A 20,519-nucleotide genomic window follows, 5' to 3' on the forward strand; every position below is an offset into this window, starting at 1 on the left:
GGGTAAGCATTTTCTGCACAAGCATGGGCGAATGCTTATTATGGTCAAACAAAAAAGGAGGAGGCACACAAATGAGCAAGTATACAATTGGTGTCGATTATGGAACGGAGTCCGGCCGTGCGGTTATTGTTGACCTGTCTGACGGAGCTGAAATTGCTACACATGTAACACCTTACCGTCATGGAGTTATGGATGAAGTGCTGCCTGGTAGCGGACGCAAATTGGAAATGGATTGGGCGCTGGAACATCCGGCTGATTATATTGAAGTGCTGACTACTTCCATACCTGCTGTTATGAAGGAGACAGGGATTTCTCCAGACGATATCATCGGGATTGGAATTGATTTCACAGCATGTACGATGCTGCCGATTGACGCGCAGGGACAACCGTTGTGTTTTGACGAGAACCTGAAAGATAACCCGCATAGTTGGGTGAAACTGTGGAAGCATCATGCAGCACAGGATGAAGCGGATCGTTTAAAGCCATTGCCTCCCAGCGCGGAGAGACGTTTCTGCCCCGCTATGGAGGGAAAATTTCTTCCGAATGGATGATCGCAAAAATTTGGCAAACTCTGAACGAGGCACCGGACATTTATAATCAAACAGACCTCTTTGTAGAAGCGACCGACTGGGTAATTTCCCAGCTCAGTGGGGAACTGAAACGGAATCAGTGTACAGCTGGCTACAAGTCTATTTACCATCATCACGAGGGTTATCCGGATCGTGAATTTTTCAAAGCGCTCGATCCGCGTCTAGATAATTTGACGGATACAAAGCTGCGCGGTGAGATTTATGATTTGGGTGCCCGTGCGGGTGGATTAACAGAGGATATGGCTGCAAAACTCGGACTGAATCCGGGAACGGCAGTAGCGGTAGGCAATGTGGATGCACATGCGGCTGTTCCGGCAGTAGGCGTCGTCACACCAGGCAAGCTGGTGATGGCGATGGGAACTTCCATTTGCCATATGCTCCTCGGTGAGGAAGAAAAAGAAGTAGAGGGGATGTGTGGCGTTGTAGAGAACGGAATTATTCCGGGCTATTACGGGTATGAGGCTGGACAATCGGCGGTAGGAGACATTTTCGCATGGTTTGTGGATCATGCTGTTCCTGGCGAAGTGAAGGAGCAGGCAGTTGCGGAAGGTGTGAACGTCCATGTATGGCTGGAGCGTAAAGCGGCTGAATATAAACCGGAGATTAAGGTGGCAGCTTCTACCCAAACTCCTGCATTGGGTGCGGCCATGTTCGCAGCAGTGGCTGCGGGAGCTGAAGCTGGAGGATACGACGATATCGTCGAAGCAGCGCTTCATATGGCTCGTGTACGGGACGAGAGCTTCAAGCCGATCCCTGAGAACGCGGCCGTGTATGATAAGCTGTACGAGGAATACAGCCGTCTTCACGACTACTTTGGACGTGGAGGCAACCCGGTGATGAAAAAGCTAAAGACCATCAAGGAAGAAGCCAGACGTTCAACTGAAACGGCAAGCATTCATTTTTAAGAAACTGACAAAATATAAGCAAGAAGTATTTAAAACTCTGTTATCTAAAAAGCACAGTACACCGAGGAATCGGCAGCCTGTGCTTTTTTTTGCATTTTATATTCTGTGAATTACATGATGTGAAAGTCTCAGTGGATGAAAGATGGTAATGCGTTCCTTTCAAAGACTTTCATGAAAATTACAATCGTTTCGGTTTACGGACATTTTTACTTTTTCAGCATGGCATCAGCAAACAAAATGGATTTTGGAATACGGAAAAACTGTTCCGCCTGATCCTGGAAGGTTTGCGAAGGAACGGTACCCTGATGCAACCATTTCCGAAATGTACCGGGGTGAACGCCAATCCAATGACTCACATCGGTCACCGAAATATCATGTACCATGCACAGACCCGCCAAGATCCGATTTTTAACCGGAGAACGAGTCACAGTCCGTTTCATAAAACGGGACGGCGATGGTTGACAGATGAGTGGTGAACGCCGGACAACCTCTTCATTAAATAGAATATGGTGCGGATAACCAAGTGTATTACACGTCTTTTCCAGATTAGTGTTGCCGGGAATGCGACCTTCATATACCCACGCACTGACACTACGGGAGGAAATGGAAAGCTCCTCGGCAAGTTGGGACAGTTTAATGTCATTAGCCATCAAAACGGCAAGCAAAACGCGATTGCGTACTTGACAGCGTGTTGGTTTACGAAAACGTTTGACACGCACGCCTTTTCCCAAATATTTGCGATTGATCAGAGACCACGCCTGAATGGAATGTTTATCTTGTTGTTTAGGCATATACCCTCCGATTTTTTTAACCACATACTACTATACCCGAAGGGGGCTTTGCAAGTGACTCCTCTCCTGATTTTCTTTTAATCCCATGGGCTTAACCGGTTTATGGAAAATAAGGTCCATTTGGCCTATAAAAATGGAAGTTTAAGGTGCTGATATATTAAATTGTGACATTTTTTATGGAAATGGAGGTAATATGTTCTTCTCTTATGATTGTAAGGATTATAGTGACTAATAAAAATGTCATTACAATTAATCCTGCAGTACCTTCACTAGGTAAATATGGTTTAAGTGATAGGAACTATACTGCAAGTGCAACGAATTATGTAGTTACGGACGAAATTTTGAACATGACTTTGGGTGAAGTAGGCACTGGAAAAACGGTTTACTTACCTACGCAGTATAAAATTAAGTGGTGGCACTCTAAAGCATATAAGGCTTGGCAAATGGTCAGAAACCATAAAATGGACTCCGTAATAAATGCTTTGAAGGAGAAGAGGTATAAATGAAAGTGAAAAAAACATTGTTATATCTAAGCATTCCGTTGTTGTTGATATTTGCAATCATATTGTTCATTGCTTTACCTTGGCTTCTAATATTCATAGGGAATCAATTAGAACCTAATCCTTCACACCCTGAAATCACATATGGGAAATTTCCATTTCGTTTGGAATATGAAATTAACGGGCAACGAAAGGTTATTCAAGATACTTTAATATGCGAATATGATGGCATTGGTTCAAATGAAGCTCGCGGCAAATATCGTAAGTGGAAGGAAAGATTAGCCGGTGGAGATAGATTACTACCGGTGCTAGAAGTCAATAGCAGAATAGAAATATCCTATTATCCAGGGATTGCAGAGTACTATATGGGTGATTTGGATAGCACCGACGAGTATCAGCAAACCGTTGCTGACTCTATATTTATTGAACAAGAAGGCATTATCATTAAAAAAGATGGAAGGGTTTTTGAAAATGATGGAAGGACTATTAATACTCAATTTTCCAATTCAAATGAATTACTTGATAAGTACCATATTAAACTGTTAAGCTGGGACTCTACCCCACCAATCAAGGATAATTTTCCTGAAGCCAAAAAATAAGAAAAGATGAAATATTCCTTTTTTCGAGAAGGGGCTTTATTAAACCACAAACGAGATTAATTCTCGCTTGTTCTAGCAATAACTAGTTGTCAACGAGTGTGCTTTGTGTCACAATCAAAGCCACAATGGACAACTGTCTGAGTAACTTAAAATAAATTTATAAAGCACTTGAAACCCTTTGGTGATTTCAGGTGCTTTTTTACGTCCACGTATAATTCTATAAGTCTAGTAACATAACTATGACATTTGGCGAGATAAAACATCTTAGCTGGAGAAGGTATCCAATCCATTTCATTACTCGGTTGAGCTATGGGGCAGCACCACAGAACTTCAATATTTGCGAGCCATGTACTAAAATCAATAAATTTATTATATTTTTTTATTGAAACATTACTGGTAAAATCTATTCGATTAATTTGGTGATACTAATACAAGACTCAAATCAACTCTCGTAAAGACTAATGGAGATTATTCTACTATATGGTTTCCTATTGTAATTTTTATTCTTTTTATAAATAATTTTTGAATAGGTTGTTGGCATAGTAGTTGCTTTACATTGTTAATAGCAGAATTGAATTGTACAGTTTGATTTTATTCAGGGAGAAAGAGTGGATATGAATATCGTATTGACTTAATCAATCCTTTTCGGAGGAACAGTCGGGAACAATTGCATTTGAAAAATGTGTCAACCGGTGGAGGTAGCGATGGCTGGGATTGGAGATTTTAAAACCGACAAAAGTACCGAATTAATATGAGTTGTCTACATTGGATGAAAATAACAACGGTAGGTATGGTATGGATCCTAGAGTTTTTTTAATTGATGTAGAAGCTGGAAATGCACAAGTATTGAAGTAGAATTTTGAATTATTTAACCACATAGGGAGTCTTTATAAACTTAACTTTGGAAGTAGTGACCAAAATGCTGGTTACAATTATTTCATGGGGATTACAATAGCAAAAGGAGTATAAGGATGTCATTATGAGTAAATTTATTTGTGCAGTCTGTGGTTATAATGAGTTGAATTATCCTCAATGGGATAAACATGGTTTTCCAACTCACGAAATATGTAATTGTTGTGGATTTGAGTCTGGATTTGATGATGATGCAAAGGACATTCCAGAGTCAATCGAAGAATATAGGATTAGGTGGCTAAGTGAGGGGGCTAACTGGTTTAGCTCATCAAAGACCAAGCCTTTGGATTGGAACTTGGCGATACAGCTAAAAAGAATCAATATGGATATTTCTAATAGTATAATTTGACCTAGAACCCACTGTAGTTTACGGCCTTGAGAGGAGTAAATCCACTCAAGGTATTTCTTTTACCGCCACCCGGTGCCAAATAAATGATGCGGCTAAGTCCAAACGAACTTAACCCTCTTTGCTCCCGTATAATATTCCTCTAGTATGCCTGTACACAATACCAGATAGTTTCGTGTTGTGGCTTTGTTATTAAAACTTCTTGACTGATAATAAATCTATGATCCTGACCAATATGTTCCAATGCATTTTTAATACATTTACCCTAAGACAGGTAGAACCACATTGGATTACTATTATTTCGAATGATAGGATGATGAATTTGGAAATAAATTTTAAACGTCCTTATGGTGTTATTAAGCATAATATGTCAATAGAGAACATTGCTGACTTGATAAGCTTATTTATTGAAAAGGATTCAATCATATTATTTTCCTTTTACAAAAGGAATATGGATTCATTTGATGTAAATATACAGGAATTCATCTTAGAGAGGTGTGTTTTTGTGAATTCTGAGTGGGTATTGCCATGGGGGGAATCTATACCTCATTGGGATGAACCGAATCAGACACCGCCGAAAATAATGTGGTTTTCGGCGGTGAAAAAAGAAGAAATTATTAAAGCAATTGAAATTGATAATTTATTTAGATGTATTGTCATTAAGAAGGGTTCAGATTTTAAACAACATTTCAATGTTTTATTCCATCAGGAATATTATTCGTCTATTGATGAGGAAGACTACGAATATTATTTAGGATTTACAAATAAGGATTTGTTTCTTGCTAATTATCTGGATGAAGTTAAAAAGAGGTTCGAGGTATCATTAATAGAATAGGCAAATGGAAAGATCTTGGGGGCGGCAATCCTCAAGGTCTTTCTTTACATCAACACCTAGTATTAAGTAAATGGGTTGAATGATACTCCTTTTTGACACTCCATTTTCTATTAGAAACTCAAAGTCTTCAGATACCACTGTATCTTGCTCCAAGTACCTTACCTTTATTTTCTTCTGGTAGGTTCTAGTTCTATCAAAATTTATTCACAACTTTGTAACCTTCTCTGGCAGGGGGGTTGCGAGATTGTTTTCAAATTGTTTTACTATATTTACCTACTATAGTCTGGTAATCTATTAATATATATAGGGGGAACGAAAAGACGTCCGGTTCAGTCGGTTCATATGCGTTTATGTTCTATATGTTGAGTGAATGTCTATATTGCCATGTCTATATCGTCATGTCTGTATAACTTCATAGACAAGCTAGAGATAGCTCCCGCACATTATAAAATACAGCACAGGATGGTGTAATGAATGAAGCTTTTAAATGCAAAATGGATGGCTGTATGCTTGATGGCAATCTGTTGTTTGGGTTTGCTAGGTATACATACGAATACGGCGAGTGCACAAGCGAAGGCTCCTTTGCTGGGGGTCAATGATGTGTTGCTAGATTCGAATACCATTCAGCCCGTAATGAAAAATGATAAGTTGTATGTTCCTATCGTTACATTAGGGCAAAAGATGGGGATTTCTACTTCGGCCAACGGAAATACATTGGTACTGACTGGACATAATCGCAGCTTTACGCTGGATTTGAACAAGGGGGATGTGTTCGAGCGTGGAGATCGTACAATGGTGCCCATTCGCACTTTGACCGATGCGTTTGGCTTCACTATTACGGTTCCTACAAGTAATCTGTATCGAATTCAGAATGCAAACGCTAGTTTGTCTGATGCTCAGTTTTTGAATACATTCGCAACAGAAATTAAACAGTATGCAGCTGTCAAACCGGGCAAAGCCAGCAATACAGGCAACAAGGGAACTGCCTCATCATCCAGCCGTACGATTTATTTGAGCTTCGATGATGGTCCTACGGCGCATACGTCGCAGCTGCTAGATATCTTGGACAAATACAATGCGAAGGCTACTTTCTTCATGCTGGGACCTGAAATTCGTCAACATAGCGCAGTGATGAAAAGAATGGTAGAGGCGGGTCACGGTTTGGGCTTGCATGGGATGACGCATCAGGTGAAGAAAATCTATGCATCTCCTGCAGCAGCATTGGCAGAGATGAATCAGGATAACGAAATTTTATTTAAGGCTACAGGAAAACGCACTTCTTTGATTCGTACACCTTATGGCAGCAAACCATATTTGAAGAAAGCATACCGCGATCAACTGACGGGCGCAGGCTATCATATTTGGGACTGGAACATTGATTCCAATGATTGGCGTTATACTAAAAATCCAGAGCATTTTGTACAGACTGTCCTAAGTGATATTAAGAGATTGAAAAAGCAAGGCAGAACACCAGTCGTTCTTATGCATGATAAGCCATCTACGATCAAGGTGCTTCCACAAATCATGGCTGCTTTGCAGAAAGAAGGCTATTCGTTCGAGCCGTTGAATGATAACATGACTCCGCTTAATTTTTGGAATGATCATCGTTAATTGAATAGCATGAAAGAAAAGACACCTTTTCAACCATTTATATAGTGGTTGAAAAGGTGTCTTTTTGTTGTATTTGCTCGGAGTTGTGAAGTTTGCAGGATGCTTTATATGAATCTATGAATTCATGTCTATGCACAGGTCATATGACTTTACGGGTTACCATGTCGCTGCATATATTACAGTAACCGCCCCGAGAGGAGGAGAGGTATGAATATTAATCCGAATATGTTTAGTATGATTTGCGCTACCGCAGGAGCCCTTATTACGTTTGCCTTTGGCGGCTGGAATCAGCTAATGGTGCTATTCACGGTTGCAATGGCTGTTGATTATGTGACTGGAGTCGCCGCAGCAATTAAGACTGGGCAAGGTTTGAGCAGTAAAGCCGGCTTTTGGGGGCTGGCGAGAAAGGCTTTAATGCTAATGGTGATTTCTTTGGCTCATCACGTGGATCTCCTGATGGGTACCGAAATCATGAAAGGGGCGGCGACGTATTTTTATTTATCCAATGAATTAATCTCTATTACGGAAAACTGTTCACGAATGGGTCTGCCGCTCCCACCGAAGCTCAAGAATTTTTTTGCCCTATTAAAGGACAAGGAGTCTGATGGTAAAAATGGCGGAAAAGATCGCTAGAATTACAAAGTTTCTTTCCGTATGTGGGGCGTTATGATAAAATTTTCAAGAGAACATTTTTAAGATAAGGAGCCTATACGCATGATTAAACATATTGTTTTGTTCAAATTGAAAGACCGCTCCCCTGAAAGCATTGAGCACACAGCATCCATTTTGCGCAGTATGAACGGCAAAATCAAAGAGCTGCTGTCACTCGAAGTAGGTACGGATGTGATTCGTTCGGAACGTTCTTATGATATTTCCCTTACCGCTGTTGTCGAAACACTGGAGGATTTGCAAACGTATCAGGTACACCCTGTGCATCAGGAAATTATTGTACACATGAATGAAGTGAAGGATGTATCTATCGCAGTTGATTATGAAATCTAAAGCGATTACTGGAGGTGCAGGACCTTGTATTATGTCAACCGGGAACAAATTGAGCTTCGACTAGGGGCTGTTCCCGACATTGTCGCCGGACTTCGCCAGACTTCTGCTGCCTGGAACGGCGATCTGTTGCAGGGACTAGTGCAGGAGCGCTGCCTTCATCTGGCGATTGAGACGGTAACGGACGTAGGAAGCTATATCATCGACGGATTTATTATGCGTGACGCCAGTAGCTATGAGGATATTATCGGTATCATTCATGAGGAAGGTGTACTGGATGATACCGTATTTCATTCGCTAGTAGAGCTGGTAGGCTTACGTAAACCCCTAGTACAGGAGTACTTTCATTGGGACCGGACAAGCCTTCACCCGCTTACACCAAAGCTGCCTGGGTTGCTGGAGCTTTTTGCATCTAACGTGCATGATTATTTAAATAAGGAATTGGGTCCCCAGCCCGAGGGAGTGTAAAGGCAAAAGTGACGGATAAGTATATCGTACCCGAAATGCCCACTAGGCGCATGATCATGACATTATTGAAAACCCAGGGACCTGTGGGCGTCGGAAGCTTGGCAGCTCAATTGGGCATTACCGAAATGGGAGTGCGCAGGCATCTCAAATTGATGGAGCAGGATGGTCTGATCGTGGCTACGATCGTGAGACAGGCGATGGGACGCCCGACGTTTTTATACAGTCTGAGCGAGCAGGGAAGCGAGCAGTTTCCTCGTAATTATGATCATCTGTTACTGGAACTGTTAGAGGAGCTGGATGAAGAACAGGGAATGGAAGCTGTTTACTCGCTGTTTGATGGTAGAAAACGTAAAATGATGAAGCGCTACGCCCCTCACATGGAGGGGGAGACTACACTGGCTTCACGTGTGGAAAAGCTTTCGGGCATCCAAAATGCTTCCGGATATATGGCAGAGTGGCGTGAGGAAGAGGATGGTAGCTACTCTATTGTGGAATACAATTGTCCTATCTCACAAATTGCAGGCCGTTACCGCAAGGCTTGTGAATGCGAGCAGCAAATGTTTGAGGAGCTGCTTGATGCCGAGGTTGTTCGTGAGGATTGTTTAGCGGATGGGGGCCGCTGTTGCCTGTATCGTATTCGCTCTAAAAAAAAGTAAAACTTTTCAGGCTTGTTTTCTGTATCATGACAAGCTCTCCATGCTTATAATGCACTAACAGATGGGCATTCGCCCGGGCACAAGGGAGAGATGATGATGAAGGAGAATTGCAAAAGTTTTATCCGAGGCGCGTTGGCAGGCAGCATTGTTGGTTCGGTTGCTGCTTTGTTATTTGCCCCTAAGTCAGGTCGTGAGCTGCGTCAGAATATTACAGATCAGGCGCGCAACGTAAGTGATAAGGGACAGGAGCTAGCGGGGAAAATTTCAGACACCTCAATTGAGTATACTGACAAAATTAAGGAGACAGCCTCAGCCGTCATTCATGAAATCGGGCAATGGCGTAAAAAGGGTGAAATTGTTCCTGAGGTTAGTATTTCATCAGCGACTGTTCAAGAAGATACGGAAAAAGATGCTCTGTAACGGTCTGTAAAAACGTAGGCGAAATACTGAATACAGTTTGAATTCGTGGCTTCTCCCGTTGGGGTGGAGCCTTTTTATTGATCACTTCCTCGTTTTAGGGTAATCTTTTGGGGTACCTTTTACACGAATACGACATAAGGTATGTAGCAACGGATAGCTTTCCGAGATGAAACAACTCATATTTGAACAAAAAAGGAAGCGGTGTGCACGTGCAGCAAGCGATTGCAATATTGGATTCCGGTGTAGGAGGTTTGACGGTTGTAAAAGAAGTCATGCGTCAGCTTCCGCGGGAAAAAATCATTTATTTTGGAGACACTGCGCGCACTCCGTATGGCCCCCGACCATCGGAAGAGGTTAAAAAATTTACAGAGCAAATGGTTGATTTTCTGATCCAATTTGATCCGAAAGTCATTATTATTGCTTGTAACACGGCTACTGCCGCGGCATTGGACTATATAAGCCAAAAGGTATCCATTCCGGTGATCGGAGTCATTCACCCCGGGGCTCGTGCTGCGATCAGCGCGACTGCTACCGGGCATGTCGGGGTGATTGGGACTGTCGGTACGATTCGAAGCGGGGCGTATACAGCTGCGCTCAAGCAATTGTCTCCTTATGTAGACGTGGTAAGCCATGCTTGTCCTGCGCTTGTTCCATTAGTGGAACAAGGGTTATTCCGCTCCAAGACGACATCGCAGGTTGTGGAGGAGACATTGAGACCTATTCAAACGTATCCGATTGATTGTCTGATTCTTGGTTGTACGCATTATCCTTTTTTGAAGGAAACGATTCAAGAAGTCATGGGACCTGCAGTAAAGCTCATTAGCTCGGCAGATGAAACGGCGCGTGAGACGAGCACCATTTTGTATAACAAAGGCAAGTTGGAAGCTGGGGACGAAACGCCGGTACATCAGCTTTTTTGTTCCGGCGATCCTGAATTGTTCCAGCGCATTGCCGCACAGTGGCTCGGGGAGCAAATTCGCCAAACGCCTGTCGTCTGGCAAGTCACCAATTTGGATTAACGAGACAACCGACTTTTTTTGTCATTGGGCAAATGAAGTCGGTTGTTTTGCTTTTCGCTACATCAAGACACGCCGCGTCTGCATAACATGCAGTAAGGCAGATGGAAGGGGCGTAGTAAGATGAGGGAATATATCGTTCAAAAAGGAGATACATTGCACCGGGTCGCCTCGGCTTTTAAACTATCGGCGGATACTTTAATCGTAGATAATCCGTGGGCCGCCACGCAACCCTATCTGATTAGTGGTCAAGTGTTATATATTCGTCCGTCTACGGATCGTAAATACGTTATTCAGCCTGGTGAGTATGCAAGACAGATTGCCAAGCAGTTTGGTGTGGAGCTTGATGAGTTACGGCTAGCCAATCCAGGACTTGCGGAGCATGATTTTACGGAAGGAAAAACAATTGTTATTCCTGAAGACCATCAGGATCAGATTGTACGATTACGTGGAGAGTATGGATATGAAGATTTAAAGGAAGACCTAGCGGCCTTGGCCCACAGATATCCATTTATTGAAGTTGGCAGCATTGGCACCAGTGTCATGGGGAAGGATATTCCTTATGTACGTATTGGGCAGGGAACGCGTAAAATTCATGCCAATGCTTCTGTTCATGCTAATGAATGGCTGACGACGCCTTGTTTGCTGCGTTTTATAGAGCAATATGCACAAGGGATCGATGGGACTGAAGAACATGTAGGGACCTCTCAATGGGTGTATGGAGGTTCTCCGCGGGATTTGCTGGAGCACACATCCTTATGGGTGGTCCCGATGGTCAACCCGGATGGGGTAGAGCTGGTGCAACAAGGTGTACTCCCAACTCATCCGTTGTATCATGACCTCGAAAAGTGGAATGAAGGACGTGCTGATTATCGCGGTTGGAAGGCCAATGTTCGTGGTGTTGACCTCAACGATCAATTTCCGGCATATTGGGAAGAAGAGGTACGCAGACGCGGTAAAACAGGTCCGTCTCGACGAGACTATGCAGGACCTGCACCTTTGTCTGAACCAGAGTCCAAGGCGCTTGCCGATCTGACGGAGCGCGAACAGTTCGACATGGTGTTATCTATACACAGTCAGGGACAGGAGATCTATTGGAATTATCGGGATCTAGAGCCTAAGGAGAGCCGAGATTGGGCCTTACGTCTAGCTGCCGCAACAGGGTACCGGGCGGTAAAACTGGGTGGTAGCGATGCAGGGTACAAGGATTGGTTTATACAGCGATTTGGTAAACCAGGGTTTACCGTTGAAGTCGGTCTAGGTGTAAATCCGCTGCCCATGCGTGATTACGATGATATTGCAGCAGAAGTGGGCATGTTAATGGCAACAGTGCTGTCATGGTAAAAAATTCGGCCTACTGAAACGTATCGAATCATTTGCGCGTATTAGGAGGAACACGTTTTTTATAAGTGTTCCTCTTTACATGTCCCTTCAATGGGGTATATATACTTAGGAGCATTGGAAATGGAGTGAACAACCTATGAAGTGGAAAAGACTACTATCTCTCCGTCAATGGTCACATGTATTTCGTCGTATGCCCCGATTGATTACTTCATCAAGGATTCCGCTGGGAGAAAAATTACTCTTTGCGGTGCCTGTGTTGCTCTATTGGGTATTACCTGATGTCATGCCGTTTATGCCCATCGACGATATTGGTGTGACGCTATTGCTTATGAATTGGTTTGTCACCCGTGCCGAACGAAAATATCCAGATGTGCTTGAAAAACAGCATGTACGTGTTCGGTAGATAAGCTTATGAATTTCGTGATTGCGATTTTTCACGATTTTCTTTACAATAGGAATATTGCCTTTTGCTATGCTGAACATAATTGTGATCTATTGGCTCATGACGATGTTTCAGGCGCAGCTGTGCCGCCGTAGTACCTCTTTCCCTCTGGGATAGAGGCTAATTATTTGAGTTGTTGATTTTACCCGCTAGGTTGTGTGGTGTGGATATGTATCCAATGAACCACATTTCATTTAATGAATATGAAGGAGATGAAGTTTGATGAACTGCAAAATTACTCGTAACGCAGCTAAAGTATTGAAACTTGAACTGGATAAGGAAGAGAACCAAGGAAAGAGCCTGCGCGTTGTTATTACTCATGCTCATGGAGATCATGCTCATTACGGGCTGGATTTGGACACGCCTAAAGAAACAGATACTGTCGTATCTACAGATAAAGGCATTAACGTCATTTTGGAAAACGGCCAGCCGCTGCTGGATGGTGTGAAAATTGATTACTTGTACTTCCCCGAAGAAGGATTTGTCATTACTAACCCTTCCCAAGGTAATCACGGCGACCACTAAGCCGGAGCTCGGAGGGATGACAGATGGCCAATGATATTCGCGTATGTGATGAATGCAATCATATCCGCTTGAAAACGATCTTGCCCAAGTTGCAAAAGATGGCACCAGATGCCGAGATCAAAATCGGCTGCAAATCGTATTGCGGTCCTTGTGGAAAACGGGCGTTTGTGTATGTGAACGGACGTTATGTGAGTGCAGCCACAGAGGATGAAGTATTGGAGAAGGCTGCGCGCTTTATCAAATAGTTCCAGTACGCAGCATTTGCATTTTTTTTTTGAATAGTTCCCCTTCTTCTGATCCATGCTAATGGATGTAGAACACTGCCCAGAAGGAGGTGTGACTCATGGCCCAATATGATTCCAATCTCGACAATCACAGCGTTGAGGCTCAAACACAAAACTCGGTGGACAGGCTGCACAATGCCGTCTCTCAAGCATTGTCACATCCGGCTGAGCAACTGATTGAACAGGCGGAGCAATCTCGCACTCATGCGGAACATGCCATACAGCAGGCGAAGGATAGCCTTGGTGACGATGCAGTAGAAGTTGCGGAGGACATGCTTGGTGAAGAGGTAGAACGGCTTGAAGAGGCTAAAAAAACGTTGCGTTCCTAAGTATTTGTGAATGGTAACGAGCGCAGTCGAGTGACAATCCATATAAAAAAGCACGATCCACAGCGTACAAGCTGATGGATCGTGCTTTTTTGTTATATGCATGGTAGTTAAGCGATCGACATCCTTAAAGGAGTCCGGGGAGGATGCTATGTCAGCAACCTCCCACAGAAAGTCTATTAGATACAGAAGGAGTTACTTCTTTGTTTGTGGTTCCCATTCGCGAATAAGATCGTATGTGATAACCTGATCAGATATGTTCAACCGATTGAGAGCTTCGGTATATCCCGGTCCGCAGGCGTTGACATCTGTAGGCTGGCCTGTACTCAGGTTGTAACAGGTTCCTTTGGAGAATGTACCGTCCTCCGATGGAATGTAGTACACTCGTCCATCGGTGAAAGCACCAGTACGCAGTACAACCATACGAGGCTTCCCGCTAAACAGATCGTTTCCCATAAAATGATATGGTTTTGTAGAAATCCCAAGTAGGTGCATTACGGAAGGCGTCAGATCCAACTGACCTGCCGGTTCCGAATACGTGCCCGCCTGACTTCCATCAGGAAGATGCACAAGCAATGGTACCTGATTCATGATTTTCTGCATGTCGAGATCCGTAAGTGGCTTGTCTAAAAATTTCTCATACAGTGCTTTGTCTTTAATAGAATTGTCATGATCCCCATAAAACATCAGGATCGTATTATCCCATAATCCGTCTTTCTTCATCTGATCTACCAATTCGCCCAGAGCTTCATCCACATAATGGACGGATTTCAGATAGTCTCCGAATATCGTGCCTTCAAACTCGCCAACATCTAAATCTACCGCGTCAGGTGACAGGTTGTACGGATGATGGCTCGAGATACCGACCATATAGGCGTAGAACGGCTGCTTAACTTCGGTGGTGAGATCATTGAGCGTTTGACGGAAAAAGGATTTATCTCCCAGGGACCAACCCAGTGGCTCATCTATTTTAAAATCTTTTTTACTGTAGAACTTGTCATAGTTCATTGCCTTATACATGGTGTAACGGTTCCAGAAGCTGCTGTCGTACACGTGAAACGCATTGGGACTATACCCAGTATCCTTCAAAATGGAAGGTAACGTATCGAATTTATGGTCCGCATAACGGATAAATACGGAGCCTGTAGGGAGCGGATGCAGCGAAGCATGTGTAGAGAAGTCCGCGTCCGAAGTACGGCCCTGCGCAGTCTGGTGAAAATAATTGTTGAAATACATGCTTTCCTTCGTCAGTTTGTCAAAATTAGGCGTAATCGCTTGACCGTTGATCTGTTTGCCGATAAAAAAGTTCATGAACGCTTCAGCTTGAATGACCATCACGTTTTTGCCCTTATACTTGCCAGATAGATCATTTTTAACCTGAAGCAACTTCTGGTGCTGATTAAACCATTCCTTATCCTTATCGGATTCTGCTTGAGCCAATGTAGGCTGGGGACCAAGGTGATCCTGACCATAGCGGTAGATGTCATATCCATGAAATCCGATCAATCCGGTTACGTTGTACAAGGCCATCGACCACCAGTTGCCGACAAATATGCCAGTTGCCCATGTGGAGGTATAATATTTGATCGGCCCAAATGTTAATACGTAGCCAATCAGGAAGGCCAATGCTCCTTTGGAGAAGCGAAGCAGAAAAAATCTCTTTGTGAACGAGCTTCGGGATGCTTCTAAATAAGTATCATTCGTTGTAAGTCGACGTCGTAAGGAAGCCACAAATATGACATACGGAATGAATAGAATCCAGTCTGCAAAAAAGAAAATGTCCCACCAGTACATAAGGGATGCGATACTTCCGCCTAGAGAATCAACTTGTCCGGCTTGAAGTAAGACGGGAATCGTAATGAAATCCTGGAAATAACGATAATAAACCATGTCGGAATAAATGAGCGCGGTGAGCAACATATCGAGCACCACAAGAGCAATCAAACGTCCGCGACGTGGCAGCCATAAGGTCCAGAAGCTCACAAGTAAAAGCGAACCAATAGCGATGACATAATCCAGCGGATTCATGTCAATATTTTGGGCATGCAAGTTATAGTGAATCAGTACGAGCTTGCCGATCATAAGTACAAAAAACAGACCTAATCCAAAATATTGAGACAGCAGCATTCTGCTGAACGTGTTACCAGTGCGACTTGCACTGGACGTGCGAATAAGCAACACTTTACCCCCTCTGGCAGAAATGTTCGGCTAGTATAAACTACATATTAACGTAATGTTAAAACCGAAATGCCTTTAATTATTATAGCGCTCATCTCGCGCATTTCAATGATTAAGTAAAGAAAATACAGCACAAATCAGGCCAGAACAACGAACAGAGAGTTCGTTTCCTGGCCTAGGCTTCATCATATTTAAGGCTGCAACGGCGAAGTATCTTTGCGGCGCGGAGGCAGAGGGCCTAGATACTGATAGTATTGGCATTCGATCCGGCCGTTAAACAACTTCCGGCGTTTGTCTGCTTTTCGGCCCCAATAATGCTCAAATTGCTTGGTGGAACTGATGGCAAAGAAGGACCAAGTCTTCATTTCGGCTGCCGTGCGTGCGAGTGAACGGATCAGCTTTTCCACCTCGGATTGCTCGCTCAGTCTCTCGCCATAAGGTGGGTTTGTAATCATCACACCATATTGTCCTTCGAGTCTGACTTTAGTTACAGGCATCACCTTAAGAGGGATGTCTTTAGCAAAGCCTGCTGCTTTTACAGCTGCCTCAGCAACTTGTATGGCATTTGGGTCGATATCGCTACCTGCAATCTCAAAAGGAATGTCATCGCGGGTCAAATCCATCGCCTCGTCGCGAGCCTGATCCCATAATTCTCTGCCAATGACAGGCCAGTCTTCCGAGTTAAAGGTACGTCTCAGGCCTGGCGCAATGTTCCAGGCTTGCATGGCAGCTTCGACCAACAAAGTACCGGAACCGCAGCATGGGTCATAGAATGGTCGGTCAGGGCTCCAGCGACTAAGCTGAATAAGAGCAGAAGCCATCGTTTCTTTGAGAGGCGCCTCTGTAACGAGCTTACGATAGCCGCGTTTGTGCAGTCCTGGACCGGTCGTATCAAGTGTCAGTAACGCACGATCATTCAATAGAATGACCTCAATGACGTAACGAGGGCCATCTTCAGCAAACCAATCTGTGTGGTAGGTTTCCTTGAGTTTCTCTACAATCGCCTTCTTGACGATTCCCTGACTGGCTGGTACGCTACTAAGCTGTGATTTGTGCGAACGTCCCTCTACGGGAAATTCACCATCTACAGGAATCCAATCCTGCCAAGGCAATGCTTTGGTACCCTCGAACAGCTCGTCGAAGGTAGTTGCAGCAAATTCACCCATTTTTATAAGCACGCGGTCTGATGTGCGAAGCCACAGGTTACACCGGCATATATCCATATAATCTCCGGTAAAAACGACGCGGCCATTTTCAACGGTCAGATCTTCGTACCCGAGTTCTCTGAGTTCCCGGGCCACGACGGCTTCAAGTCCCATTGGCGCAGTTGCAATTAGTTGCAGTTGAGTCATTAAACGTATTCACTCCGTCCCCATAATCATGTAAGCTTGGTTCAATCCCTATAGTATAGGTCATTGTACTCGAAGAGACAAATCATTAAGGTAAAAAATTTACGAAGGACACCACGTCCAACCTACGTTATGATTAAGCAAGAAGGAGAGATGAACCGTGGAAATTACACCAAATATGACGCCTGAACAATATGTAGACCAGCTGGTACAAGAGGATGAAGCACTGCGCAGTATCAGGGAGGCTATCGTTAAAGAAGGTATGCCGGAAGTATCCGTTGCCCATCCTTACGGAAAACTGTTGACCTTTCTAATTGAAGTATCTGGCGCACAGCATGTATTGGAAATCGGCGCATTAGGCGGCTACAGCGGATTATGTTTAGCCCGTGGGCTGGGAGAAAAGGGTCGCATTGTGTCACTGGAGCTGAAAGAAGCGTACGCAGCGCTGGCACATCGACATATGGAAAACAACGGCTACGGTGACCGTGTCGAATACCGTATCGGACCCGCAGCGGACAGCTTGAAGGAACTTCAGGAAGAGGGAAGAACTTTCGATTTTTTCTTCATAGATGCAGATAAGGAAAATTACCCGGTGTATCTGGAATATGCGATTGCTCTGGCGAATCCGGGTGCCATTATTGCGGGAGACAACTGTTTCCTTCGCGGACGAACGCTGAATACGGATAAGAACGGCCCTGCCGTCCAAGCCGTGAGACGGTTTAACGAGACGATAGCAACAGATCCGCGGCTGGTCAGCACGCTTTTGCCAGCTTACGATGGATTGGCGCTAGCTCGAGTTAAATAGCATTCATCCATATGTATAGCTATGTAAAAAAGAACCTCCTTGTCCACAGCAGTGTGAACAAGGAGGTTCTTGTCTGTTAAGGCGGGCTTGTCTTACCCGAAGGTTATCTTACCTGAAATCAGGCGTAGCCTTACGATCAAAGAGCTTCATGCGTACCCAGAATATGTTGACGATTAACAGGACACCTGACATGATAAACAGTCCTTCGATGCCGATAAACCCGGATAGCACCCCGCCAATGACAGCACCCAGCATATTCCCCAGCGCCAGCGAACTGGTATTGAAGCCGAAAGAACGGCTTTCCATTCCTTCCGGTGTATACGTGCGAATCAGCGCATTTACGCTTGGCAGCAGACCTCCCATAAATACACCCATGAAAAAACGGATAATGACAAGTTGCCATACTTCATTGACAAAAGCCTGCGGAATAAGCATAACCGCCGTTCCAAGCAGTGCAATGGTCAAGATCTTGTGTGCTCCTATCTTGTCACTCAGTCTTCCAAGGAGCGGTGCAGCAACCATATTGGATACACCTGTAATAGCCGTAACAAACCCGGCAATCAGCGCAATTCCTTCTGCCGATCCATACAGCTTTTGCACATACAACGGCAGGAGAGACACCGTACTGATCATGGCAAACTGGAGCAAAAACGTTACGGTGAACAAAGCCGGAAGCTGGGGCGTATGGCTTAACTCCTTTAATCCGGCAAGAACCGAAATTTGTGGTATGCGTGCAGCTTCCGTTTTGCTGAAATTTTCTTTAACCAGAAACATTGCGATAAGCGAGGCTATAAAAATTAGAGTGCCTGTAATATAAAAAATCGGTCTGAATCCGACCCAGTCAGCCAAAAATCCGCCTAGCAGAGGGCCGAGAATCGTGCCAGCCATCTGACCGGATTGCATAATTCCCATAGCGAATCCGGTTCGCTCTTTGGGAGTGGTACCCGACACTAAGGAAATCGATGCCGGATTGAAACCCGAAATCGTACCGTTCAGCAGGCGAAGCGCCAGCAGTTGCCACGGGTGGGTGACCAAACCCATACATCCGATGACCAAAGCCATACCAAAGCCTGAGCGAAGCAGCATGACTTTACGTCCATATCGGTCAGCCAGCTTCCCCCACAAAGGCTGGAACATAAATGAGGTCAAAAAGTTAGCGGCAAAAATAACTCCGGCCCATAGACCAATATCGTGCTCTCCCTTCACATGAAGGTCCTGAGCCAGATACAGGGCAAGGAACGGAGTAATCATCGTAATACCCGCATTGACCAGAAACTGACCGAACCAAAGCACAATGAGATTGATTTTCCATGTCTCCCACGTTTTCAATGTGCTTTCACTTCCTTTCTGCCCATTCTCATCCTGTTGTAAATCCTACTTATCAAAGCATAACTTCTCCCGAGCTTTAAAAAAGCCATTTCTCTAGTATAGCACACTTCATTGAAACTTTATCCAAATGTCATGGGTTTGTCATGGTTTGTTCGAGAGCTGCGGTTGTTACGACTCTTGAAAAAGGGCATAATAAAATATAGTATTTATGATTCGAACTGGAGGCTGAAGTCATGACCTACAATGATACTTTTATCCGCGCTTGCCGCAAGCAAGCTGTGGATCATATTCCCGTATGGTACATGCGGCAGGCCGGAAGGTATGACCCTGAGTATCGCAAAATTAAAGAAAAATACACGTTGCTTGAAATATGCCGCCAGCCCGAGCTGGCCGCAGAAGTGACTTTGATGCCCGTGCGCAAGCTTGGGGTAGACGCTGCAATTTTATATTCTGATATTATGAATCCGGTAGCCTCGCTAGGGGTTGATTTTGATATTGTCAAAAATATTGGTCCGGTTATTGATAATCCGATCCGGTCAGCTGCAGACGTAGACAAGTTGCGTCCGATTGATGTGGAACGCGATTTGGGTCATATTTTGGAAACGATTCGTATTTTGGACCGTGAACTGAACGTGCCATTGATTACATTCGCTGGAGCGCCTTTTACCATTGCAAGCTATTTAATAGAAGGAAGACCCTCCAAAGGATATATTCGCACCAAAGCGATGATGTATGGAGAGCCTGAGTTGTGGCATCGCCTGATGGATAAGCTAGGGGACATGGTTATTACATACGTGCGAGCTCATATCGCTAATGGCGGTAAGGCTTTTCAATTGTTTGATAGCTGGGTAGGTGCGCTCTCGCCTTATGATTTTCAAACTTTTGTGCTGCCGACTATCACACGTATTTTCCATGAATTATCTGATCTGGATGTACCTAAAATTTATTTCCCGGGCGTAAGCTCTGGTGAATTGCTTCCACACTTGAATGGGTTAAAAGCCGATGTGATTGGACTGGACTGGCGGGTAAGTATACCTGAAGGACGTCGTCGCTTGGGCAACGGTTTTGGTGTACAGGGAAATCTGGATCCTTATGTGCTTACTGCGCCAATCGATGTGATCAAGCAGTATGCGAAAACCATTGTAGATGAAGGCATATTGGAGCCGGGTTACATTTTCAATCTCGGTCACGGTTTATTTCCTGAAGCCTCGCTAGATAAGCTAAGAGAGCTTACTAATTATGTGCATGAGTATTCCCGTTCGGTTTTGTCAAAAAATTAATACATTAGA

21 protein-coding genes and 1 pseudogene are annotated in these 20,519 nt (G+C 44.2%); 18 read left to right on the plus strand and 4 right to left on the minus strand.

The window, feature by feature from the left end:
* The first annotated feature begins 23 nt into the window (after positions 1–23).
* Positions 24–1,495 (plus strand): annotated as a pseudogene (locus ACUYLD_RS03705) (ribulokinase).
* Positions 1,496–1,701: 206 nt separating this feature from the next.
* Here the strand turns inward: ACUYLD_RS03705 and ACUYLD_RS03710 are convergent.
* Complete coding sequence (locus tag ACUYLD_RS03710) at positions 1,702–2,286, minus strand: helix-turn-helix domain-containing protein (RefSeq protein WP_013370447.1); 585 nt, start codon at positions 2,284–2,286, stop codon at positions 1,702–1,704.
* A gap of 502 nt (positions 2,287–2,788) precedes the next feature.
* On the opposite strand from ACUYLD_RS03710, the gene ACUYLD_RS03715 reads away from it, so the two are divergent.
* The 15 genes from ACUYLD_RS03715 (at position 2,789) to ACUYLD_RS03785 (ending at position 13,572) form a co-directional block, all read left to right on the plus strand.
* Positions 2,789–3,385, plus strand: coding sequence for a hypothetical protein (locus ACUYLD_RS03715; RefSeq protein ID WP_446674443.1), 597 nt, complete (start codon positions 2,789–2,791; stop codon positions 3,383–3,385).
* Positions 3,386–4,364: 979 nt separating this feature from the next.
* Positions 4,365–4,646: a hypothetical protein gene (locus ACUYLD_RS03720; RefSeq protein ID WP_446674444.1), complete on the plus strand. Its 282-nt coding sequence runs from the start codon at positions 4,365–4,367 to the stop codon at positions 4,644–4,646.
* Between the two features lie 313 nt (positions 4,647–4,959).
* Positions 4,960–5,478, plus strand: a complete 519-nt coding sequence (locus ACUYLD_RS03725) for a hypothetical protein (protein WP_446674580.1) — start codon at positions 4,960–4,962, stop codon at positions 5,476–5,478.
* Between the two features lie 474 nt (positions 5,479–5,952).
* The gene (locus ACUYLD_RS03730; protein WP_446674445.1) at positions 5,953–7,089 is read left to right on the plus strand and encodes a polysaccharide deacetylase family protein; all 1,137 of its coding nucleotides are present in this window, start codon (positions 5,953–5,955) and stop codon (positions 7,087–7,089) included.
* A gap of 207 nt (positions 7,090–7,296) precedes the next feature.
* Positions 7,297–7,722, plus strand: coding sequence for a phage holin family protein (locus tag ACUYLD_RS03735; protein WP_028542844.1), 426 nt, complete (start codon positions 7,297–7,299; stop codon positions 7,720–7,722).
* 81 nt (positions 7,723–7,803) lie between these two features.
* Positions 7,804–8,091: a Dabb family protein gene (locus ACUYLD_RS03740; protein ID WP_013309679.1), complete on the plus strand. Its 288-nt coding sequence runs from the start codon at positions 7,804–7,806 to the stop codon at positions 8,089–8,091.
* A gap of 24 nt (positions 8,092–8,115) precedes the next feature.
* On the plus strand, positions 8,116–8,556 hold the full coding sequence (locus ACUYLD_RS03745) for a DUF86 domain-containing protein (RefSeq protein WP_023987986.1): 441 nt from the start codon (positions 8,116–8,118) through the stop codon (positions 8,554–8,556).
* 8 nt (positions 8,557–8,564) lie between these two features.
* A complete protein-coding gene (locus ACUYLD_RS03750; protein WP_023987987.1) occupies positions 8,565–9,212 on the plus strand; it encodes a helix-turn-helix transcriptional regulator in 648 nt (215 codons plus the stop codon).
* A gap of 96 nt (positions 9,213–9,308) precedes the next feature.
* Entirely contained in the window at positions 9,309–9,632 is a 324-nt protein-coding gene (locus tag ACUYLD_RS03755) for a YtxH domain-containing protein (RefSeq protein WP_061828623.1), read from the plus strand.
* A 209-nt stretch (positions 9,633–9,841) separates the two neighbouring features.
* Complete coding sequence (gene racE / locus ACUYLD_RS03760) at positions 9,842–10,651, plus strand: glutamate racemase (RefSeq protein ID WP_023987989.1); 810 nt, start codon at positions 9,842–9,844, stop codon at positions 10,649–10,651.
* Positions 10,652–10,771: 120 nt separating this feature from the next.
* On the plus strand, positions 10,772–11,992 hold the full coding sequence (locus tag ACUYLD_RS03765) for a M14 family zinc carboxypeptidase (RefSeq protein ID WP_446674446.1): 1,221 nt from the start codon (positions 10,772–10,774) through the stop codon (positions 11,990–11,992).
* A 136-nt stretch (positions 11,993–12,128) separates the two neighbouring features.
* Positions 12,129–12,395 carry a hypothetical protein gene (locus tag ACUYLD_RS03770; RefSeq protein WP_029516685.1) on the plus strand — a complete coding sequence of 89 codons (267 nt, stop codon included), beginning with the start codon at positions 12,129–12,131 and terminating at the stop codon, positions 12,393–12,395.
* Positions 12,396–12,656: 261 nt separating this feature from the next.
* Complete coding sequence (locus ACUYLD_RS03775; protein ID WP_446674447.1) at positions 12,657–12,959, plus strand: iron-sulfur cluster assembly accessory protein; 303 nt, start codon at positions 12,657–12,659, stop codon at positions 12,957–12,959.
* Positions 12,960–12,982: 23 nt separating this feature from the next.
* Complete coding sequence (locus tag ACUYLD_RS03780; protein WP_007429791.1) at positions 12,983–13,204, plus strand: DUF1450 domain-containing protein; 222 nt, start codon at positions 12,983–12,985, stop codon at positions 13,202–13,204.
* Positions 13,205–13,302: 98 nt separating this feature from the next.
* A complete protein-coding gene (locus ACUYLD_RS03785; RefSeq protein ID WP_446674448.1) occupies positions 13,303–13,572 on the plus strand; it encodes a hypothetical protein in 270 nt (89 codons plus the stop codon).
* A gap of 192 nt (positions 13,573–13,764) precedes the next feature.
* On the opposite strand, the gene ACUYLD_RS03790 is transcribed toward ACUYLD_RS03785, so the two are convergent.
* Positions 13,765–15,750 carry an LTA synthase family protein gene (locus tag ACUYLD_RS03790; protein WP_446674449.1) on the minus strand — a complete coding sequence of 662 codons (1,986 nt, stop codon included), beginning with the start codon at positions 15,748–15,750 and terminating at the stop codon, positions 13,765–13,767.
* Positions 15,751–15,938: 188 nt separating this feature from the next.
* On the minus strand, positions 15,939–17,099 hold the full coding sequence (locus tag ACUYLD_RS03795) for a THUMP domain-containing class I SAM-dependent RNA methyltransferase (RefSeq protein WP_023987994.1): 1,161 nt from the start codon (positions 17,097–17,099) through the stop codon (positions 15,939–15,941).
* 157 nt (positions 17,100–17,256) lie between these two features.
* On the opposite strand from ACUYLD_RS03795, the gene ACUYLD_RS03800 reads away from it, so the two are divergent.
* The gene (locus tag ACUYLD_RS03800; RefSeq protein ID WP_023987995.1) at positions 17,257–17,901 is read left to right on the plus strand and encodes an O-methyltransferase; all 645 of its coding nucleotides are present in this window, start codon (positions 17,257–17,259) and stop codon (positions 17,899–17,901) included.
* Between the two features lie 108 nt (positions 17,902–18,009).
* Here the strand turns inward: ACUYLD_RS03800 and ACUYLD_RS03805 are convergent, their stop codons facing one another.
* Positions 18,010–19,230 carry an MFS transporter gene (locus ACUYLD_RS03805; RefSeq protein ID WP_025722314.1) on the minus strand — a complete coding sequence of 407 codons (1,221 nt, stop codon included), beginning with the start codon at positions 19,228–19,230 and terminating at the stop codon, positions 18,010–18,012.
* Between the two features lie 233 nt (positions 19,231–19,463).
* Between ACUYLD_RS03805 and hemE the strand changes: the two genes are divergently transcribed.
* Positions 19,464–20,510: a uroporphyrinogen decarboxylase gene (gene hemE, locus ACUYLD_RS03810; RefSeq protein ID WP_061828618.1), complete on the plus strand. Its 1,047-nt coding sequence runs from the start codon at positions 19,464–19,466 to the stop codon at positions 20,508–20,510.
* The last annotated feature ends 9 nt before the right edge of the window (positions 20,511–20,519 follow it).

The sequence above is a fragment of the Paenibacillus sp. SER-28 genome (assembly GCF_052906305.1).